Annotated in this window: 17 protein-coding genes; 6 read left to right on the forward strand and 11 right to left on the reverse strand. The window is 60.7% G+C overall.

Going from position 1 to position 20,251, the window contains the following annotated elements:
* Positions 1-27: 27 nt before the first annotated feature.
* The 7 genes from AB7M26_RS21960 to pssA all read right to left on the reverse strand — a co-directional run bounded on the left by AB7M26_RS21960 (position 28) and on the right by pssA (position 8,567).
* The gene (locus AB7M26_RS21960) at positions 28-801 is read right to left on the reverse strand and encodes an enoyl-CoA hydratase (RefSeq protein ID WP_123497014.1); all 774 of its coding nucleotides are present in this window, start codon (positions 799-801) and stop codon (positions 28-30) included.
* 14 nt (positions 802-815) lie between these two features.
* The gene (locus AB7M26_RS21965) at positions 816-1,943 is read right to left on the reverse strand and encodes an acyl-CoA dehydrogenase (RefSeq protein WP_095634009.1); all 1,128 of its coding nucleotides are present in this window, start codon (positions 1,941-1,943) and stop codon (positions 816-818) included.
* A gap of 182 nt (positions 1,944-2,125) precedes the next feature.
* The gene (locus AB7M26_RS21970; protein WP_123497016.1) at positions 2,126-3,319 is read right to left on the reverse strand and encodes an acetyl-CoA C-acyltransferase; all 1,194 of its coding nucleotides are present in this window, start codon (positions 3,317-3,319) and stop codon (positions 2,126-2,128) included.
* A gap of 12 nt (positions 3,320-3,331) precedes the next feature.
* Positions 3,332-4,093, reverse strand: a complete 762-nt coding sequence (locus AB7M26_RS21975; RefSeq protein WP_123497018.1) for an SDR family NAD(P)-dependent oxidoreductase — start codon at positions 4,091-4,093, stop codon at positions 3,332-3,334.
* A 16-nt stretch (positions 4,094-4,109) separates the two neighbouring features.
* Positions 4,110-5,774, reverse strand: coding sequence for an AMP-binding protein (locus tag AB7M26_RS21980; RefSeq protein WP_123497021.1), 1,665 nt, complete (start codon positions 5,772-5,774; stop codon positions 4,110-4,112).
* Positions 5,775-6,049: 275 nt separating this feature from the next.
* Positions 6,050-7,066, reverse strand: coding sequence for an AraC family transcriptional regulator (locus tag AB7M26_RS21985; protein WP_123497023.1), 1,017 nt, complete (start codon positions 7,064-7,066; stop codon positions 6,050-6,052).
* A gap of 157 nt (positions 7,067-7,223) precedes the next feature.
* Positions 7,224-8,567 carry a CDP-diacylglycerol--serine O-phosphatidyltransferase gene (gene pssA / locus AB7M26_RS21990; RefSeq protein ID WP_123497025.1) on the reverse strand — a complete coding sequence of 448 codons (1,344 nt, stop codon included), beginning with the start codon at positions 8,565-8,567 and terminating at the stop codon, positions 7,224-7,226.
* 216 nt (positions 8,568-8,783) lie between these two features.
* Here pssA and AB7M26_RS21995 point away from each other — a divergent pair, with 216 nt between their 5' ends.
* The 3 genes from AB7M26_RS21995 (at position 8,784) to AB7M26_RS22005 (ending at position 10,938) form a co-directional block, all read left to right on the forward strand.
* On the forward strand, positions 8,784-9,347 hold the full coding sequence (locus tag AB7M26_RS21995) for a TetR/AcrR family transcriptional regulator (protein WP_123497027.1): 564 nt from the start codon (positions 8,784-8,786) through the stop codon (positions 9,345-9,347).
* 57 nt (positions 9,348-9,404) lie between these two features.
* Positions 9,405-9,881 carry a nuclear transport factor 2 family protein gene (locus AB7M26_RS22000; protein ID WP_123497029.1) on the forward strand — a complete coding sequence of 159 codons (477 nt, stop codon included), beginning with the start codon at positions 9,405-9,407 and terminating at the stop codon, positions 9,879-9,881.
* 277 nt (positions 9,882-10,158) lie between these two features.
* Positions 10,159-10,938, forward strand: a complete 780-nt coding sequence (locus tag AB7M26_RS22005) for a TSUP family transporter (RefSeq protein WP_095631017.1) — start codon at positions 10,159-10,161, stop codon at positions 10,936-10,938.
* Here AB7M26_RS22005 and nudC read toward each other — a convergent pair.
* Together nudC and AB7M26_RS22015 are read right to left on the reverse strand one after the other, a co-directional pair.
* Entirely contained in the window at positions 10,906-11,736 is an 831-nt protein-coding gene (gene nudC, locus AB7M26_RS22010) for an NAD(+) diphosphatase (protein WP_123497031.1), read from the reverse strand. The two genes, AB7M26_RS22005 and nudC, sit on opposite strands and share 33 nt — an antisense overlap.
* Before the next feature lie 6 nt (positions 11,737-11,742).
* Positions 11,743-12,555, reverse strand: a complete 813-nt coding sequence (locus tag AB7M26_RS22015) for a crotonase/enoyl-CoA hydratase family protein (RefSeq protein WP_123497033.1) — start codon at positions 12,553-12,555, stop codon at positions 11,743-11,745.
* A 203-nt stretch (positions 12,556-12,758) separates the two neighbouring features.
* On the opposite strand from AB7M26_RS22015, the gene pncA reads away from it, so the two are divergent.
* Positions 12,759-13,388: a bifunctional nicotinamidase/pyrazinamidase gene (gene pncA / locus AB7M26_RS22020; protein WP_123497035.1), complete on the forward strand. Its 630-nt coding sequence runs from the start codon at positions 12,759-12,761 to the stop codon at positions 13,386-13,388.
* Positions 13,389-13,569: 181 nt separating this feature from the next.
* On the opposite strand, the gene AB7M26_RS22025 is transcribed toward pncA, so the two are convergent.
* A complete protein-coding gene (locus tag AB7M26_RS22025) occupies positions 13,570-14,871 on the reverse strand; it encodes an ATP-binding protein (protein WP_123497037.1) in 1,302 nt (433 codons plus the stop codon).
* A gap of 4 nt (positions 14,872-14,875) precedes the next feature.
* Positions 14,876-15,577: a response regulator transcription factor gene (locus tag AB7M26_RS22030; protein ID WP_007900125.1), complete on the reverse strand. Its 702-nt coding sequence runs from the start codon at positions 15,575-15,577 to the stop codon at positions 14,876-14,878.
* A 294-nt stretch (positions 15,578-15,871) separates the two neighbouring features.
* On the opposite strand from AB7M26_RS22030, the gene AB7M26_RS22035 reads away from it, so the two are divergent.
* The gene (locus AB7M26_RS22035; protein WP_123497041.1) at positions 15,872-17,029 is read left to right on the forward strand and encodes an efflux RND transporter periplasmic adaptor subunit; all 1,158 of its coding nucleotides are present in this window, start codon (positions 15,872-15,874) and stop codon (positions 17,027-17,029) included.
* Between the two features lie 14 nt (positions 17,030-17,043).
* Positions 17,044-20,142 (forward strand): efflux RND transporter permease subunit, encoded by a 3,099-nt coding sequence (locus AB7M26_RS22040; protein ID WP_123497043.1) that lies wholly within the window; start codon positions 17,044-17,046, stop codon positions 20,140-20,142.
* Positions 20,143-20,251 lie beyond the last annotated feature (109 nt).

Here is a 20,251-nt window from a genome sequence, read left to right on the forward strand (position 1 = left end):
CGCGATGACGTCCGCGAGGACGCCGCATTACTTGCCGACGAACTCCGCCTCCCGCTTGGCAACAAACGCCGCCATCCCTTCCTTCTGATCCTGCGTGGCAAACGCCGCGTGGAACACCCGACGCTCAAAGCGCACACCTTCCGACAGGCTCACTTCAAACGCGCGGTTGACGCTTTCCTTGACCATCATCGCAATCGGCAACGACTTCTTGGCAATCAGCGCCGCGACTTTCAGCGCTTCTTCCAATAGCTCATCCGCCGGCACGATGCGCGCAACAATGCCGCAACGCTCCGCTTCCACCGCATCGATCAAACGCCCGCTCAGGCACATTTCCATGGCCTTGGCCTTGCCCACGGCGCGGGTCAGACGCTGAGTGCCGCCCATACCCGGCAGCACGCCGAGGTTGATTTCCGGCTGACCAAACTTTGCGTTGTCGCCCGCCAGAATGAAGTCGCACATCAACGCCAGTTCACAACCACCGCCCAAGGCGAAACCGTTGACCGCGGCGATGATCGGCTTGCGGCGGTTGGCCACGCGATCACTGTCGCTGAACAGGTCATCGAGGTAGATCTGCGGATAGGTCAGCTCAGCCATTTCCTTGATGTCGGCACCGGCGGCGAAGGCCTTTTTCGAGCCGGTCAGCACGATGCAACCGATGTTCGAATCGGCTTCCAGGCCATCGAGGGCGTGGTTCAATTCGCTGACAATTTGCGCATTCAACGCGTTCAAGGCTTGCGGACGGTTGAGGGTGATCAGGCCGACGCGGCCATGGGTTTCCAACAAAATCGTTTCGTAGTTCATAGGTGGATTCCTTCTCAAAGATTGCGCGAAATGACCATGCGCTGAATATCGCTGGTGCCTTCGTAGATCTGGCACACCCGCACGTCGCGGTAGATCCGCTCCAGCGGGAAGTCGTTCAGGTAACCGTAACCGCCAAGGGTTTGCAACGCTGAGGAGCAAACCTTCTCGGCCATTTCCGAGGCGAACAGCTTGGCCATGGACGCTTCGACCAGCGCCGGTTTGCCGCTGTCGCGCAATGCCGCCGCGTAATGCACCATCTGCCGGGCCACGGCGATCTGGGTCGCCATGTCCGCCAGCCGGAACGCCACTGCCTGGTGTTCGATGATCGGCTTGCCGAAGCTCTCGCGTTCACGAGCATAGTCGCGGGCCGCTTCGAACGCGGCGCGGGCCATGCCCACCGATTGCGAGGCGATGCCGACACGGCCGCCTTCGAGGTTGGCCAGGGCGATCTTGTAGCCTTCGCCCTCCTCGCCCAATCGATTGGCCACCGGGACTTTCACATCCTCGAAGAGGATCTGGCAGGTATCGGAAGCATGCTGACCGAGTTTGTCTTCGACTCGCGCGACTTTATAACCCGGCGAATCGGTCGGCACGATCAGCGCCGTGATGCCGCGTTTGCCGGCACTCGGATCAGTCACCGCAAACACGATCACCACCCCGGCGTTTTGCCCGGAAGTGATGAACTGCTTGCAGCCGTTGAGCACGTAGTGATCGCCGTCGAGCCGGGCGCGGGTTTTCAGGCTGCTGGCGTCGGAGCCCGCTTGCGGTTCGGTCAGGGCAAACGCACCGAGCATCGCGCCGCTGGCCAGCGGCTTGAGGAAGCGTTCTTTCTGCTCGTCGTTGCCGAACTTGAGGATCGGCACGCAACCCACCGAGTTGTGCACGCTCATGATGGTCGAGCAGGCGCCATCGCCCGCAGCAATTTCTTCCAGCGCCATGGCATAGGCCAGGTAACCGGTGTCACAACCGCCCCACTGCTCCGGCACCAGCATGCCGAAGAATCCCAGGTCGGCCATCTCGCCGATGGCTTCCTTGGGGAAGCGATGTTCGCGGTCCCATTCGGCGGCGAACGGTTTCAGCCGTTCCTGGGCAAACTGCCGGGCCGCGTCGCTGATCTGAAGTTGTTCGTCATTGGGAATCATGCCAAGTCCTTAAAATTCAAGTTGAAACGCAAGACCTGTGGGAGCGGGCTTGTGTGGCGAGGGAGCTTGCTCCCGTTCGACTGCGCAGCAGTCGCAAAGCTTTTGGGGCCGCTTCGCGACCCAGCGGGAGCAAGCTCCCTCGCCACACAAGCTCCACACACACAGATTGCGCATCATTAGCCTCAGTAGAGGCACTCAACAGCCATGGCCGTGGCTTCGCCGCCGCCGATGCAGATCGCTGCAACGCCGCGTTTCAGACCTTTCTGGCGCAAGGCCGAGAGCAAGGTCACGAGGATCCGCGCGCCGGACGCACCGATCGGGTGGCCCAGGGCGCAAGCACCGCCGTGAACGTTGATCTTCTCGTGGGGGATTTCCAGTTTGGTCATGGTCACCAGACTCACCACCGCGAACGCTTCGTTGACTTCGAACAACTCGACTTCGTCCAGGGACCAGCCGGTTTTCTTCATCAGCTTCTTGATCGCGCCCACCGGTGCCACCGGAAACAGCCCCGGCGTGTCGGCAAATGCAGCGTGACCATGAATCACCGCCAGCGGTTTCAGGCCTTGTTTCTCGGCTTCGGAACGGCGCATCAACACCAGTGCCGCCGCGCCGTCGGAGATCGAACTGGAGTTCGCCGCGGTCACAGTGCCGCCATCGCGGAACGCCGGTTTCAGCGAGGCGATCTTGTCCAGTTTGGCTTTCGGCGGCTGTTCGTCATGGCTGATCAGCACCTGCTCTTTGCCGACGGTCACGGTGAGCGGCACGATCTCGGCGGTGAAACTGCCATCCTTGATCGCCTGTTGAGCGCGGGTGGTCGAAGCAATGGCAAAGGCGTCCTGAGCTTCGCGGGTAAAACCGTTGGTTTCAGCGCAATCCTCGGCAAAGGTGCCCATCAAGCGGCCCTTGTCGTAGGCATCTTCCAGGCCGTCGAGGAACATGTGATCAAGCACGCGGCCGTGGCCCATGCGGTAGCCGCTGCGGGCGCGGTCCAGCAGGAATGGCGCGTTGGACATGCTTTCCATGCCACCGGCGACGACCACATCGGCACTGCCGGCGATCAGCATGTCGTGAGCCAGAATCGTGGCTTCCATGCCCGAGCCGCACATCTTGTTCAGTGTCGTGCAACGGGTCGACTTATCCAGCCCCGCGCCCAGTGCCGCTTGCCGCGCCGGAGCCTGGCCGAGACCGGCGGAGAGCACGCAGCCGAACAGCACTTCTTCTACGGATTCAGGAGCGACACCGGCGCGTTCGACGGCAGCACGAATCGCTGCGGCGCCCAGCTGCGGCGCGGTCAGGCTTTTCAGTTCGCCCTGGAAACCGCCCATCGGGGTGCGGACGGCGCTGACAATAACAATCGGATCGTTGGAAAGTGTCATTACAAATCCTCCTTATTTGGCGGCCATGCGCAAGGCACCGTCGAGACGGATCACCTCGCCGTTGAGCATGCTGTTTTCTATGATATGCCTGACCAGCGCGGCGTACTCGCCCGGCTTGCCCAGACGCGGCGGGAACGGCACGCCAGCGGCCAGAGACTCGCGCACTTCCGGGGTCATGCCGGCCATCATCGGCGTTTCGAAAATGCCCGGGGCTATGGTCATCACGCGGATACCGAAGCGAGCCAGCTCACGGGCGGCGGGCAAGGTCAGGCTGACGATCGCACCTTTCGAAGCCGAATACGCGGCCTGACCGATCTGGCCGTCGAAGGCTGCGGCCGACGCGGTGTTGATGATCACGCCACGCTCACCGTCTTCGTCAGCTTCGGTTTCGGCAATCGCCGCGGCCGCCAGACGCAGCATGTTGAAGCTGCCGATCAGGTTGACGTTGATCACCTGGCTAAAACTGTCCAGCGCATGGGGGCCATTCTTGCCGAGGATCTTCTCGCCACGCACGATACCGGCGCAATTGACCAGACCATTGAGGCCGCCAAACGCTTTGACCGTCGCCTGCACCGCCGCTTGCGCCGCCGTTTCATTGCTGATGTCCGTCACCACGCTTTGTGCGCCCAGACGTGCAGCCTGGGCCGCGACGGCTTCGGCGTTCATGTCCACCAGCATCACCTTGGCGCCGGCAGCGATCAGCATTTCAGCGGTGGCGGCACCGAGGCCGGATGCACCGCCGGTGACGAGAAAAACCTTGTTTTCGATCTGCATCATTGTTTCCTTGGATTCAAGCTGAAAGGTTCTTCGCGGCGGCCTCTTGAGCCCTGGCGATTTCCTGGTTGCGCAAGATAAAGCGCTGCAACTTGCCGCTTGGGGTTTTCGGCAATTCGCTGACAAATTCGATTTCACGGGGGTACGCGTGCGCCGCCAGACGCTTGCGCACGTGTTGGCGCAACTCTTCGGCGAGTGCAGGTTCGGCACGGTATTGCGGGCTGAGCACGACGAAGGCTTTCACCAACTCGGTACGCTCCGGATCGGGCTTGCCGATCACTGCGGCTTCGACCACTGCCGGGTGTTCGATCAGCGCGCTTTCCACGTCGAACGGGCCGACGCGGTAGCCGGAGGTGGTGATCACATCGTCACTGCGGCCGACGAAGCTGATGCTGCCGTCCGGGTTCCACTCGACGGTGTCGCCGCTCAGGTAATAGTTGCCGACGAAGGCCTTGGTCGGTGCGCCTTCGTAACCGCCGAACCAGCACATCGGCGACTGGGTCCGGTCGATGGCCAGAATGCCGGGCTGGCCGACGCCCAGTTCTTTGTATTCGTCGTCGAGCACCACGATGCGGTGGCCCGGCGAGGCGAAACCGGCAGCGCCGACGTGCACCGGATGATCGAGGCCGTGGTGATTGCACAACACCATGCCCAGTTCGGTCTGGCCGTAATGGTCGTGAATCACCACGCCGAGGTTATCGGCGAACCAGCGGATCACTTCCGGGTTCAGCGGCTCGCCAGCGCTGCTGACGATGCGCAGCTTGCCCTTGATCGAGCGGGAGAATTCATCGCCACCGGCAATCAGCAAGCGATAGGCCGTCGGCGAACCGGTGAGGTTGGTGATCCCGTATTTGTTAATTACCCGACAGGTGCTTTCGAGGGTGAACGGGCCATCGTAGAAGGTGATCGGGTGCCCCATCGCCATCGGTCCGGTGACGCCGAAATAGATGCCGTAGGCCCACCCCGGATCGGCGACGTTCCAGAACGCGTCTTCAGGGCGCAAATCCACCGCGTCACGGGTGTAGCTCTGGAACGCGACGATCGCCTTGAGCGGCACCGACAGGGCTTTCGACGGGCCGGTGGTGCCCGAGGTGAACATCAACAGGAACGGGTCTTCGCCAGTCAGCAATACCGGTTCGCAGATGCTGGAATAGTTGGCCAGTTCGGCCCAGAAACTGAAATCCCCCCGAACAATACCTTGGCCTTTCGGGCCGCCAACGGTGACGATGGTCGGGCAGTCGGCCACTTCAGCGAGTTTCGGGCGATTGACGGCGTCGGTTACTACGACTGCGGCGCCGGAGCTATTGAGGCGATGTTCAATGGCTTTCGGGCCGAAGGCAGTAAACAGTGGCTGATAGACCGCGCCGATGCGCCAGGTGGCGAACACGGTGATCAGTAATTCGATGTTGCGTGGCAGGAGGCCGGCGACTTTATCGCCCTTCTTCACGCCCTGGGCCAGCAGGAAATTAGCGAAGCGCGCGGCTTTGTCCTGCAAGTCGCTGAAGGTGTAGGTCGCGCTGCTGCCATCGCGGCCTTCCCAGAACAGCGCGATGCGCCCCGGCAAGGCATGCCGGTCGCAACACTCGACGCAGGCATTGAGCGCGCTCAACGACCCTGTGAGCGCGGCATCGACGGTGTGCTGATAGTTGAACTGTGACGTGGCAGACAAGTAATCGCGCATTGCCAGAATCCCTGTGTGTTTTTATTAGGTTGGGGGAACCGTAAACAACAGGGAAATACTCGCTCTGCGCGGGGAGCGGGACAATGGTCAAAGCTATCAAGTTGTGTGACTGGTTTGGCCAAGGTTCGAAGGATGTGGCTACCGGACAACCGCCATCGCGGGCAAGCCCGCTCCCACAGGTTTTGCGGCGTGTACAACATTTTGTGGTCACCGCATATCACTGTGGGAGCGGGCTTGCCCGCGATGACGCCAGAACAGGCAGCAGAAAATCCGGATCAGTCAGCCTCGTTAAGAATCAAACTCCGATAATGCCCCGGATTAGACCCCGACCACTTGCGAAACGCCTTGTAGAACGAGCTGGTATCGGCAAATCCCAAGCGGGTGGCGATTTCGGTGAAGCTGATGGCAGGCTCCGCCAGCCAGACGATCGCCAGTTCCTTGCGCACACTGTCCTTGAGCCCCTGATACGTCTGGCCCTCTTCAGACAGGCGCCTACGCAGGGTCGAGGCCGACATGCACAGTTGCTGCGCCAGCGCCTCGGTTTCCGGCCAGTGTTCGGCGGGCAGTTGCCGCAGATCGTGTTTGATCCGGCTGGCCAGGCTCTCTGGATCGCGGTATTTGACCAGAATGTTCGCCGGCGCATGGGCGAGGAATCGCTTCAGTTCTTCAGGGCTGCGCTTGATCGACAAATCCAGGCAGTCAGCCGAGAAAATCATCCGCGTGCGCGGCCGGTCGAACCGCAGGTTCTCGGAGAACATCACCCGGTAGTCATCGCAAAAATCCGGCGCAGGGCAACGCAACTCGATGGCCAGGATCGGTATCCGCCGCCCCGCCAGCCAGCAGGCCACGCCATGCACGATCATCCAGTAAGTGAAATAGGTAAAGGCGCGGCGCGGGTCTTCGTCGTTTTCCAGCAGGACGATTTCCGCCAGGCTTTGCTGGCGAACCAGTTGCGCGGGCATGCGTTCGAGCATCAATGACAGAAAGCTCAGCCCCGAGGTCAGCCCGGCGGCCAGGCTTGGCTGAACCATCGAGCAGCGACACAGGAACTCCAGACTGCCGGACTTGAGCTTGCGCGGGTCCATGCCAAAAAACTCATCGTCCCCGCGCCGAGCCAGCAAGCGCCACAACCGCGCATAGGCGGTGGCCGGAACACGGGCGTCGGTGGTTTCCAGCAGCACAGGATCGATGCCGACCTTGTTCAACACCTCTTCGGTGGCAGCGCCCGGGGCGCAACTTTGCAACAGCGCTTCACGCACCAGTTGAATGGAGATGGTGTCTTTTTCCGACATTGACCGAGGCGAGCCTTGTTCTTGTTTGAGTGGTGAGCATATTAGCGCAGCCACCCGCCCGGCGCAGATCCCTGTGGGCAGCCTAGATCCCTGTGGAGCGAGCCTGCTCGCGATGGCATTTGCGCAGTCGCCCACACCTGCCCCGCCGCGCTAAGCCCTACAAAATCCGATACAACAACCGCTCGATCCGTACCCGGCTCACACGCTTGAGAAACTTGGCCACTCCCGCCGGATAATCCGGCAGCGTTTCCAGATCCTGATACCGCTCGATGCGGCTGGTGTGCTGGAAAATTTCAGTCAGCTCTTTTTCACGCGGCGCCAGTAATTCGCCTTTCGGATCATCGATCAGCAACGCGTTTTCCAGATCGAGACGAAACGCCCGTGGATTGAGGTTGTTGCCGGTCAGCAAGGTATAGCGCTGATCGATCCACATGCCCTTCAGGTGATAGGTGTTGTCGCCATCCTTCCACAAATGCAGGTTCAGCCTGCCACTGTCGATGCTGCGCTGATGGCGCTTGGCGAAGCGTCGCAGGCTGATTTCGTAAAGGTATGGCAGCGCCGCGATCACCTTGAACGGCTCGCTGGGCGGGATGTAGAAATCGTTGGCGGTTTTGTCGCCGACGATGATGTCGATCTTCACCCCCCGCGCCAGCGCCCGATTGATTTCCCGGGTCACCGCCAGCGGCAGGTTGAAGTACGGCGTGCAGATGGTCAGCTGATGTTGCGCACTGGCGATCAGCTCGCAAATCACCCGACTCAACGGGTTGTTCTTGCCCACACCGAGCAAGGGGCTGACGGATAAACCGCCCTTCGCCGTGCTGCCCGCCGTGGTGTCGTACGCCGCGTGCTTGAGACGGCTGCGCAGGTCACCGATGTCGTTACGCAGGCTGCGGGTGGTCGGCAGGTTCGGCAGGTCGAGGCGATGCACCGCTTTGGAGGCGATCAGACCGTGCTGAATCAGGTGCTGCATCGAATCGGCCAGCGCGTGATTCTGCAGCAGGTGATAACGGTCGAAGCGGTACTTGTCGAATTTGTGCAGGTAAACGTTGTTCAGGCTCGCGCCGCTGTAGAGCACGCAATCGTCGATCACAAAGCCCTTCAGATGCAGTACGCCGAATAGCTCGCGGGTCTGCACCGGCACGCCGTACACCGGCACAACGCTTTCGTGGGTGCGGGTCGTTTCCTGATACCAGGCCGCGTTGCCCGGCTGCTTGCCGGCACCGATCAAACCGCGCTGGGCGCGCAACCAGTCCACGACCAGTACCACGTCCAGTTCCGGACGCGCCAGTTTGGCGGCGTGCAGGGCATCGAGGATTTCCTGCCCGGCCTCATCCTGTTGCAGGTACAGCGCAACGATATAGATGCGCCGGGTTGCCTGAGCGATTTGTTCCAGCAGGCAACGACGGAACTCGGCGGCGCCAGAGAGGATGGTGACGGCATCGGCGGTCAGCGGAAAACTGCGCAGTTTAGGCAGCAGAGAGCGTTTGAAAAGCGACGGCATAGGGCTCGCAAAAGGTCGAATCCGAAGAACCCGAGAGCTTACACCATGGATTGCCTTGGGTCTTGTTAGTGTCTGTAAAGACCCTATCGCGAGCAGGCTCGCTCCCACAGGGGAATGCATTCCAAATGTGGAAGCGAGCCTGCTCGCGATGGCAATTTCATAGGCGCCAAAAATAATCACTTGACCAAGGAGAACGATCATTCTACTGTTAGCCACATGAACGAAATCACTAGCAACGACACACGCGACATCATTCTGGATGTCACCGAAAAGTTGATCTACAAAAGTGGCATCGCTGCCACCGGCATGGATCTTCTGGTGAAAACCGCCGGCGTTTCCAGAAAAAGTATTTACCGCTACTTCGCCAACAAGGAGGAGCTTACCGTCGCGGCCCTGCAACGCCGTGATGTGCGCTGGATGCATTGGTACCGAACGGAAGTCGGCAAGGCACAAACCCCGGCCGAGCGGCTGCTCAACCTGTTTACCGTGCTCAAGACCTGGTTCGCCTCCGAAGGCTTTCGCGGTTGCGCATTCATTAACACCAGCGGCGAAACCGGCGATGCGCAAGACCCGGTTCGCCTGGTCGCCAAAGACCACAAACAGAAACTGCTCGACTACGTGTGCGAGCTCTGTACCGAACATGGCGCAACAGACCCGGAGACGCAGGCCAAACAGCTGCTGATCCTGATCGACGGTGCCATTACCGTAGCGCTTGTGATGGGTGATCACAGTGCCGCCGATAATGCGCAATGCATGGCGCGAAAGTTATTGGACCTGTAACACTCTTTAATAAGCCCGACAACTTGCTAGAACGTTAATTTGATAGGGAGACTTAATATGTCTACTGCCGAAGTTCGTCCGCCATTGCCGCCGTTTACCCGTGAATCGGCCATCGAAAAAGTTCGCCTGGCCGAAGATGGCTGGAACTCCCGCGACCCGGAGCGGGTGTCCCTGGCCTACACCCTGGACACCCAGTGGCGTAACCGCGCCGAGTTCGCTCACAACCGCGAAGAAGCCAAAAATTTTCTGGCCCGTAAATGGGCCAAGGAACTGGATTACCGGCTGATCAAGGAACTCTGGGCCCATGGCGACAACCGTATCGCTGTGCGTTATGCCTACGAATGGCATGACGATTCGGGCAACTGGTTCCGTTCCTACGGTAACGAGAACTGGGAGTTCGACGAGAACGGCTTGATGTTCAACCGTTACGCCTGCATCAACGACATGCCGATCAAGGAAAGCGACCGCAAGTTCCACTGGCCGCTTGGCCGCCGGCCGGATGATCACCCTGGCTTGTCCGATCTGGGCCTGTAACTTCACCGAGTTCCCATGTGGGAGCGGGCTTGCCCGCGATGGCGATGTCACAGACAACATTTTTGTTGAATGTGAAACCGTCATCGCGGGCAAGCCCGGCTCCCACAGGTTTTTTGGTGTTCACCAAGGATTCGGCGTACCAGAGGCAATTGGCTGATGTGTCGCCTGGGCTGATGTCTTCGCGGGCCAGACAGGTCGCCGCAGAAGTTGGATATGGGTAAGATACCGGCCCTTCCCCGCAGCTCTTTTCTGCGACCCTGCCGAATAAGCCCATTCCATGCCTTTCGAACTCAGCGTTGACCTCACCACCCTGGCCGTTCTGGCTCTCGTCGCTTTCATCGCCGGTTTCATCGACGCCATCGCTGGCGGTGGCGGTCTGTTGACCACCCCGGCGCTGCTGACCGCCGGCCTGCCGCCGCACCTGGTGCTGGGCACCAACAAACTCAGTTCGACCTTCGGCTCGGCCACCGCCAGTTTCACTTTCTACCGGCGCAAACTGTTTCATCCACGACAATGGATGCACGCCATTGTCGGCACGCTGGTGGGCGCACTCACCGGTGCTGTGGTCGCTCATTACCTGCCGGCGGAATGGCTGAACAAGATGCTGCCGGTGATCGTTTTCGCCTGCGGTCTGTACCTGTTGTTCGGCGGCACACCAAAGGCGCCGCTGGACAGCGACGCACCGATCAAGAAGAAGTGGCAATCGAGCCAGGGCTTCAGTCTTGGTTTCTACGACGGCGTCGCCGGCCCGGGAACGGGTGCATTCTGGACCGTCAGCAGCCTGCTGCTCTACCCCATCGACCTGGTCAAAGCCAGCGGCGTGGCACGCAGCATGAACTTCGTCAGCAACATCGCAGCGCTGTCGGTGTTCATCTTTTCCGGGCAGGTGGACTGGATCATCGGCCTGAGCATGGGCCTGTCGGTGATGGTCGGCGCCTTCTTCGGCGCGCGCACCGCCATCAGCGGCGGTGCGAAATTCATTCGCCCTGTGTTCATCACCGTGGTGCTCGGCTTGACCGTCCGGTTAGCCTGGCAGCACTGGTTCAGCGTGGCCTAAGCGCCGCGCCACATAGACATCGATGAGGTAACGGGCAATCGAGCGTGACGCCGGCAATGGCGGTAGCTCGTGCACGTTGAACCACTGGGCGTCTTCGATCTCATCTTCCTGACAGACAATCTCGCCCCCGGCGTACTCGGCGTGAAAACCGAGCATCATCGAATGCGGGAACGGCCAGCATTGACTGCCCATGTACTGGATGTTCTTGACCTCGATCTGCACCTCTTCGCGGACCTCGCGAATCAGGCAGTCCTCGGCCGACTCACCTGGCTCGGCAAACCCCGCCAACGTACTGTAGACCCCGGCGACAAAACGCGGCGAACGAGCCAGCAGAACCTCGTCGCCACGGGTCACCAGCACGATCATGCTCGGTGAAATGCGCGGATAGTGGCGTATATCACACGGCTCACAGTACATCGCCCGCTCACGCGGCACCTGGCTCATCACCTGCCCGCAATTGCCACAAAAACGATGTTCACGGGCCCAGGTACCGATTTGCGCGGCGTAGCCGAGAACCTTGTAGACAGTGTGATCACCCTCAAGCATGAACGCTCGCAGGCCTTTCCAGTTGCAGCCCGGTACTTCGCTGTGACTGCGCAGCTCCAGCAGGTAGACCGGTTCGCCATCCAGGTGACCGATGCCATGCTCGGCGAGAATCGACAGGTCCTGACGCTTGAGCCATTCGCGTGGAAACAGCGCGCCATTGTCATCGAACAAAAAGCCTTCGGGGCTGCGCGCCACGGCCCAGCCGCCGGGTTGATCGGTGTCCAGTACTGCAGTGGTCCAGCGTGAAATCATGGTTAATCAATCCAGAAATTCGGGTTTCTGTTTGCTCATATGGGCAGCCATGGCCACGCGCAGATCGGTGGATTGCAGCATGGCGGCGTTCCAGGTGGCGACGTATTCGAGGCCGTCGTCGATGCGATGGTCGCGCATGTAGCTGATCATCTCTTTGGTGCCAGTGACGGCAATCGGCGACTTGCTGGCGATTTCACGGGCAATGCCCATCACACCTTCAAGCAGGCTGGCGGTGTCGCTGTAGACGCGATTGACCAGGCCGATGGACCGCGCTTCGTCGGCGCCAAAGGTGCGACCAGTGTAAGCCAGTTCGCGCAGCATGCCGTCACCGATTATCCGTGGCAAGCGTTGCAAAGTGCCCACATCGGCCGCCATGCCGAGGTCGATTTCCTTGATGGAAAATTGCGCGTCCTCGGCGGCGTAACGCATGTCGCAGGCCGAGATCAGGTCGATGGCGCCGCCCAGGCAATAACCCTGAATCGCCGCCAGCACCGGTTTGCGGCAGTTGTCGACGGCATTGAACGAGGCTTGCAGCCTGAGGACCGTGCGCCGCAGGATACGTGCATTGCGCCCGACATCCTTGCCCAACTCATTGGCCACGCCGGCGAGCATCATCAGATCGATCCCGGAAGAAAAATGCTTGCCGGCACCACTGAGCACCACCACCCGGACTTCATCGGTATCGTCGATCCACTGGAAAATCTCGATGATCTCGCTCCAGAACGCGGCGTTCATCGAATTGATCTTTTCCGGACGATTGATCTGCACATGGGCGATGTTATCGGCCAGTTCGACGCTGAAGGCGGTGTATTGAGACATGGCAGTGATCCTTTACCGGGTAGAAAACGAGGCCTGAACTATAACAAGGCATCTGTGCTGGCAGTAAGGCAGCGGTTCGGCCAAATGCGGGACTGTTCCGGGGGGCTCGCTACCACACCACCGAAATTAATGAGAAACCGGCTTAGCGCGCCAGCCAAGTTGTCACTATGCTTGCACCGGACTTTCCAAGGAGGAACCCGCCCATGCCAATCTCTTCACGAGCAGCCCTGCTGGTTATCGACGTACAGAACGACTTCATTCCCGGTGGTCAACTGCCGGTGCCGGAGGGCGACCTGATCGTGCCCTTGATCAACCAGCTCGGGCGCCGGTTCAAGCAGGTCATCATTGCCCAGGACTGGCATCCGCCCGGCCATGCCTCATTCGCTTCCAGCCACCCGGGGCGCAACCCTTACGACGTGATTCAGTTGCCTTACGGTGAACAAACGCTTTGGCCTGAGCATTGCGTACGGGCCACACCCGGCGCCGAGTTCCACGCGGGACTGGATCTGCCCCACGCCCAACTGATCATTCGCAAGGGCTGCAATCCGGACATCGACAGCTATTCGGCGTTTCTGGAGGCGGATCGAACCACGACCACAGGCTTGGCCGGATACCTTAAAGAGCGCGGCATCGACACGGTTTACATGGTCGGGCTGGCACTGGATTTCTGCGTGATGTTTTCTGCGCTGGACGCGCGGGCGGCGGGGTTCAATGCGTTTGTGGTGACGGATGCGTGTCGGGCGATTGATCTGGATGGATCGCTGGCGGCGGCAATTGACCGGATGCGGGGGGCTGGGGTCGGGTTGATTCCATCAACCGAATTGCTTGGCTGAACGATTATGCATAGCTCCATGGGCAATGACTCCTTGTGGCGAGGGAGCTTGCTCCCGTTCGGCTGCGAAGCAGTCGCAAAACAGAAGCCCGCGCCCTGTCTGAAGCCCGCGGTGTCAGATTTCGGGGCCGCTTCGCGACCCAGCGGGAGCAAGCTCCCTCGCCACAGGGACGGTGAAAGATTCAGACAGGTGTCGGCAACCAGAGTCGGAACCGCGCACCACCCAGCGGCGACGCTTGCGCGGTGAGTGTGCCGCTCTGTGCTTCCAGCGCCCGGCGGCTGATTGCCAGGCCCAGACCAAACCCGCCCGTTGCGCGATCCCGGCTGCGGTCCAGCCGATAAAACGGCTCGAAAATCCGCTCCCGCTCTTCTTCCGGAATGCCGATGCCATCGTCATCCACCCAGATCTCACAGCCCTTGGGGCACACCTGCACGCCGATCTGAATCCGTTTTTCGCAGTACCGCATGGCGTTGCGCAGCAGGTTCTGGATCGCCCGAGCGGTCAAGCGCGGGTCCAGTGAGAAGCGTTCGAGCTGGCCGTTAAGCAGCACATCGATCACGATTTGCGGTGACTCAAGCTCTTCATCGACGCTGCCCAAAATGCTGTCGATGAACTCATCCAGCGACACATCGACCTGTTCCGGCAGCTGCCCCGGGTTTTGCAAACGGCTGTAAGACAGCAATTCCAGCACCAGCTCATCCAGTTCACGAATGTGCGCGACCAGGCCTTGCAGACGTTCACGGCTGGTGGGCGGCAAGTCATCGGACAGCGCCAGGGCCAGGCCGAAATCCAGCCGCGTCAGTGGCGTGCGCAGTTCGTGGGACACGGCGTTGAGCAGATCGCGTTGCTGGTTGAGGAGGTTTTCGATGTCGCCAGCCATGGTGTCGAACACGTGGGCCAGGCTACCGATGTTGGAGCTGGGGGAAATCTGCGTGCGCTCGCTCAAGTGGCCCTTGCCGAAGCGTTCGGCGGTGCCTTTGAGGCGTTCCAGGTCGCGCCAGTGCGGGCGCAACCACAGCAACAGACAGGCGAGCATGGTCGCGCCGATCAGTACGTTGATGCTCCAGTACAACCAACTGACGTCCGTCGGGTCCGGCGGCACGACCATCTTCACGACCAGTTGCTCGTTCAACGGCGCCACGGCCAAGGTGCGCCAGCCCCAATCGCCGATGCGCACGACGTTTTCCCCGCGCTGCAAGCGCGCACGTTCATCCGGAGTAAATTCGGCGTCATCGTTACGGGCCAGCACAATGTCCAGCGGCTGGAATTCCTTGTCCATCTCAGTTGCCAGCGCTGGCCACTGCTCTGAAGGCACGGCGCGAAACTGCTTGGCAATCAGCGTTTGCAAACCTCGGGAATAATCGAGGTTATAGGTCACGAAGCGCTCATGGAAAACCTGGATCACCAGGTCCGGCACCAGGTAAATCGCTGCGCTGAACGAGACAATGGTTACCAGATAGAGGCGAAAGAGGATTCTGAACATCGACTCAGCATTCCCATTCAGAGCGGCTGAACAGGTAGCCCTTGCCCCACACGGTCTTGATCTTGCGCGCCTCGCCAGCGTGGTCGTCGAACTTGCGCCGCAACTTGGAGATCGCGACGTCCACCGAGCGGTCGGTGCCGTTGAATTCGATACCGCGCAAGCGTTGCAGAATCTGGTCGCGGCTCAGTACTTCGCCGGCATGCCGGGCCAGCACCACCAGCAGGTTGTATTCACCGCTGGACAGCTCGACCAGTTGCTCTCGCCAAGTCACGGTGCGCTCGGACAGGTCGATGCACAGGTTGCCCATGAGAATGCGATCGTTGGCGGTCATCGGTTCACTGAGGCTGCTGCGGCGCAGCAAGGTGCGCACCCGGGCCAGCAACACCCGTGGTTCGCAAGGTTTGGTGACGTAATCGTCGGCCCCCATTTCCAGGCCCAACACTTGATCGTGGCTGTCGTCGCGGGCGGTGAGCATCAGGATCGGCAAAGTCGCCGAATCGGCTCGCAGCAAGCGGCAGACCTGCAAACCGTCGAGCCCCGGCAGCATCAGATCGAGAATCACCAGGTCCGGAGGATTGAGCCGCGCCCGTTCGCGCACATGATCGCCACGGCTGATCACACTGACGCAATAGCCGTTGCGTTCCAGGTAGCTGGCAATCAGTTCGGAGAGCGCGGAGTCGTCTTCGACCAGGAGGATGTTGGGCATGGGGGTGTTTCCAGAAAGTGCTGTGGTGACTGGCGAGGCCTCATCGCGGGCAAGCCCGCTCCCACAGGGATTTGATGTGGACACAGATTTTGTGAACATCACCGACCACTGTGGGAGCGGGCTTGCCCGCGATAGCGGTACATCTGTCGCAATAAATTTCAAGGCGCCAAGGATATACGCCCTCACGCCCGCGCGAGCAAAACCCTTACACAATTTCACACAGCACCTACAAAGCTTCACCGCTACCCTCGTCGACCCCCCGTAGGATACGGGGGTCAATATTGGGGTACCTACATGTCAAAGAATCTGCTTGCCCGGCTCAGCCTGATTGCACTGGCATTGACGCTGAGTGCTTGTGATCAGTCCTCGACCGCCGAAGAACAGGCGCCGCTGGCCATCGTGCGGGTTGAAACCGTCGAAGCCCGGCCGCTGTCGATCAGCAGCGAGCTGAGCGGGCGGATTGTCGCGCCACGCATCGCCGAAGTGCGCGCCCGAGTCGCCGGCGTGGTGTTGCAGCAGGCCTTCCGTGAAGGCACCGACGTAAAAAAAGGCGACGTTCTTTTCCGTATCGACCCGGCGCCGTTCAAGGCCGATCTGGACAGCGCCGAAGCCGCATTGCGCAAGGCCGAAGCCAATGCGTTCCAGGCCAGATTGCAGGAACAGCGCTACGCCCAGTTGATCGAAGGCAACGCCATCAGCGGTCAGGATTATGACAACGCCCGGGCCAATGCCCGGCAGACCGCCGCCGATGTCGCTGCCAACAAAGCCGCCGTGGAGCGGGCGAAACTGAACCTGGGTTACGCCACCGTCACCGCGCCGATTTCCGGACGCATCGGCCGCGCACTGGTGACCGAAGGCGCGCTGGTCGGGCAGAACGAAACCACGCCGCTGGCACTGATTCAGCAGTTGAACCCGATCCACGCTGACCTGACGCAATCGACCCGTGAACTCAACGACCTGCGCCGGGCGTTCCGTTCCGGCCAGTTAAAAGAAGTGGGCCAAGGTCAGGCCAAAGCCACCTTGATTCAGGACGACGGCAGCCTCTACCCGCTGCCGGGCAAGTTGCTGTTCACCGACATCACCGTCGACCCGGGCACCGGCCAGATCATCCTGCGCAGCGAGTTCCCCAACCCGGACCTCGACTTGTTGCCGGGCAGCTTCGTTCGCGTGCGCCTGGAGCAAGCGTTCAATCAGCAAGGCATCAGCGTGCCGCAACGGGCCATCCAGCGTGACAGTGCCGGTATTGCCCAAGTGCTGCTGCTCGATGCCGAACAGCGGGTCGGCCAGCAACCGGTCGAACTGGGCGCAGTGCAGAACGATCGCTGGATCGTCACCAACGGTCTCAAACCCGGCGACCGCATTGTCACTGAAGGCCTGCAACATGCGCGCCCCGGTGAAAAAGTCCAGATCGATGACACCCCTCTTCCCCTTGCCCAGGTTTCTGGTCAGTAAGCAGGACGCTTTTTATGCCGCAGTTCTTTATCGACCGCCCGGTGTTCGCCTGGGTGATCGCCTTGTTCATCCTGCTGGCCGGTGCGCTGGCCATTGTGCAGTTGCCGGTGGCGCAGTACCCGAACGTTGCGCCGCCGAAAGTCGAAATCTATGCCACCTACCCCGGCGCTTCGGCGCAGACCGTGGACGAAAGCGTGGTCAGCCTGATCGAGGAAGAGCTCAACGGCGCGGACCATCTGCTGTATTTCGAATCCCAGAGCAGCCTCGGCAGCGCCACCATCACTGCGACGTTCCAGCCGGGCACTGACCCGGAAATGGCGCAGGTCGACGTGCAAAACCGCCTGAAAGTAGTCGAGTCGCGCTTGCCGCAAGCGGTCACTCAGCAAGGCTTGCAGGTGGAGAAAGTCTCCGCCGGTTTCCTGCTGCTGATCACTCTTACCTCCAGCGATGGCAAGCTCGACGACGTGGCGCTCAGCGACTACCTGGCGCGCAACGTGATGAACGAGATCAAGCGTCTGGACGGCGTCGGCAAGGCCCAGTTGTACGGTGCTGAACGGGCGATGCGGATCTGGATCGACCCGCGCAAGTTGATCGGATTCAACCTGACCCCGGCCGATGTCAACGCCGCCATCGTTGCGCAAAATGCCCAGGTTTCGGCGGGCAGCATCGGCGACTTGCCAACCCGCACCACCCAGGAAATCACCGCGACCATTCTGGTCAAAGGTCAGCTGTCGACACCCGAAGAATTCGCCGATATCGTGCTCAAAGCCAATCCGGACGGTTCAACCGTGCGCATCCGCGATGTGGCGCGGGTCGAGATCGGCAGCCAGGAATATCAGTTTTCCACGCGGCTGAACGGCAAACCATCGACCGCCGTCAGCGTGCAACTGTCGCCAGGCGCCAATGCCCTGAGCACCGCGACGCTGGTGCGGGCGAAGATGGACGAACTGGCGCGCTACTTCCCGGCCGGCGTGGAATACAAGATTCCGTATGACACTTCGCCCTTTGTCAAAGTCTCGATTACCAAGGTGGTCTACACCCTCATCGAGGCGATGGTGCTGGTGTTTGCGGTGATGTTTCTGTTCCTGCAAAACATCCGCTACACGCTGATCCCGACCCTGGTGGTGCCGGTGGCGCTGATGGGCACTTTCGCGACCATGCTCGCACTGGGCTTCTCGATCAACGTGCTGACCATGTTCGGCATGGTGTTGGCCATCGGCATTCTGGTGGACGACGCGATTGTGGTGGTGGAGAACGTCGAGCGGATCATGGCCACCGAAGGCCTGTCGCCCAAGGACGCAACGCGCAAGGCGATGAAGCAGATCACCGGGGCGATCATCGGCATTACCCTGGTGCTGGTGGCGGTGTTCATTCCGATGGCGTTCATGCAGGGCTCGGTCGGGGTGATTTACCAGCAGTTCTCGCTCTCCATGGCCACGTCGATCCTGTTCTCGGCGTTCCTCGCCCTGACCTTGACCCCGGCGCTGTGTGCGACGCTGCTCAAGCCAATTGCTCAGGGTGAACATCACGCCAAGGGCGGCTTCTTCGGCTGGTTCAACCGGCGCTTCGAACAACTGACCGAGCGTTATCAGGGCTGGGTCGCCTATGCACTGAAACGCACCGGGCGTTACCTGTTGATCTACGGCGTGCTGCTGATCGGTCTGGGGCTGTGCTTCAGTCGTCTGCCCTCCTCGTTCCTGCCGGTGGAAGACCAGGGTTACACCATCACCGACATTCAACTTCCACCAGGCGCGAGCAAGAACCGCACGGTGCAGGTGGTCGAGCAGATCGAAGCGCATAACGCCACCGAACCGGGCGTCGGTGACAGCACGGTGATTCTCGGTTTCAGTTTTTCCGGCAGCGGGCAGAACGCCGCACTGGCGTTTACCACGCTCAAGGATTGGTCGGATCGGGGCAGCGACGACTCGGCGAGTTCGATTGCCGACCGCGCCAACATCGCGCTCAGTCAGATCAAGGATGCCATGGCCTTTGCGGTCCTGCCGCCGCCGGTCGACGGCCTCGGTACTTCCAGTGGTTTCGAGTTCCGCCTGCAAGACCGTGGCGGCCTTGGCCACGCCACGCTGATGCAGGCGCGCAGCCAATTACTGGCCGCGGCCGAAAAAAGCCCGATCCTGATGAACGTGCGCGAAAGCGCCCTGGCCGAAGCGCCGCAGGTGCAACTGGAAGTCGACCGCAAGCAAGCCAACGCCTTGGGCATTTCGTTTGCCGACATCGGCAACGTGCTGTCCACCGCCGTGGGGTCGGCCTACATCAACGACTTTCCCAATCAGGGACGGATGCAGCGAGTGGTGGTCCAGGCTGAAGGCGATCAGCGCAGTCAGGTCGACGACCTGCTGAAGATTCACGTGCGCAACAACGGCGAGAACATGGTGCCGTTGTCGGCTTTCGTTCGGGCCAACTGGACCCAGGGCCCGGCGCAATTAACCCGTTACAACGGCTACCCGGCCATCAGCATTTCCGGCGAACCGGCGCCCGGCTACAGCACTGGCGAAGCCATGGCGGAAATCGAGCGATTGGTGGCGCAAGGGCCGGCGGGATTGGGGCAGGAATGGACCGGGCTATCGTTGCAGGAACGTTTGTCCGGCAGTCAGGCACCGATTCTGCTTGGGCTGTCGTTGCTGATCGTGTTCCTGTGCCTGGCGGCGCTGTACGAGAGTTGGTCGATTCCAACCTCGGTGTTGCTGGTGGTGCCGCTGGGTGTGCTCGGCGCGGTACTGGCCGTGACCCTGCGCGGGATGCCTAACGATGTGTTCTTCAAGGTCGGACTGATCACCATCATTGGCCTGTCGGCGAAGAACGCGATCCTGATCATCGAATTCGCCAAGAGCCTGTACGACGAAGGTCACGACCTGATCGACGCCACCCTGCAAGCCGCGCGCCTGCGTCTGCGGCCGATTGTCATGACGTCACTGGCATTCATCCTTGGCGTGGTGCCATTGGCGATTGCCACCGGGGCCAGCTCGGCGAGCCAGCAAGCCATCGGCACCGGGGTGATTGGCGGGATGATCACCGCGACCTTGGCGGTGGTGTTTGTACCGGTGTTTTTTGTGGTGGTGATGAAACTGGTGCGCAAGCGCCACAAAAACATCTAAGCCACAACACATCCCCTGTAGGAGCGAGGCTTGCCCGCGAAGGCGGTGCGTCAGTCGACATTAATGTTGAATGTGACGGCCTCTTCGCGGGCAAGCCTCGCTCCTACAA

It is taken from the genome of Pseudomonas sp. F-14 TE3482 (assembly GCF_053629455.1).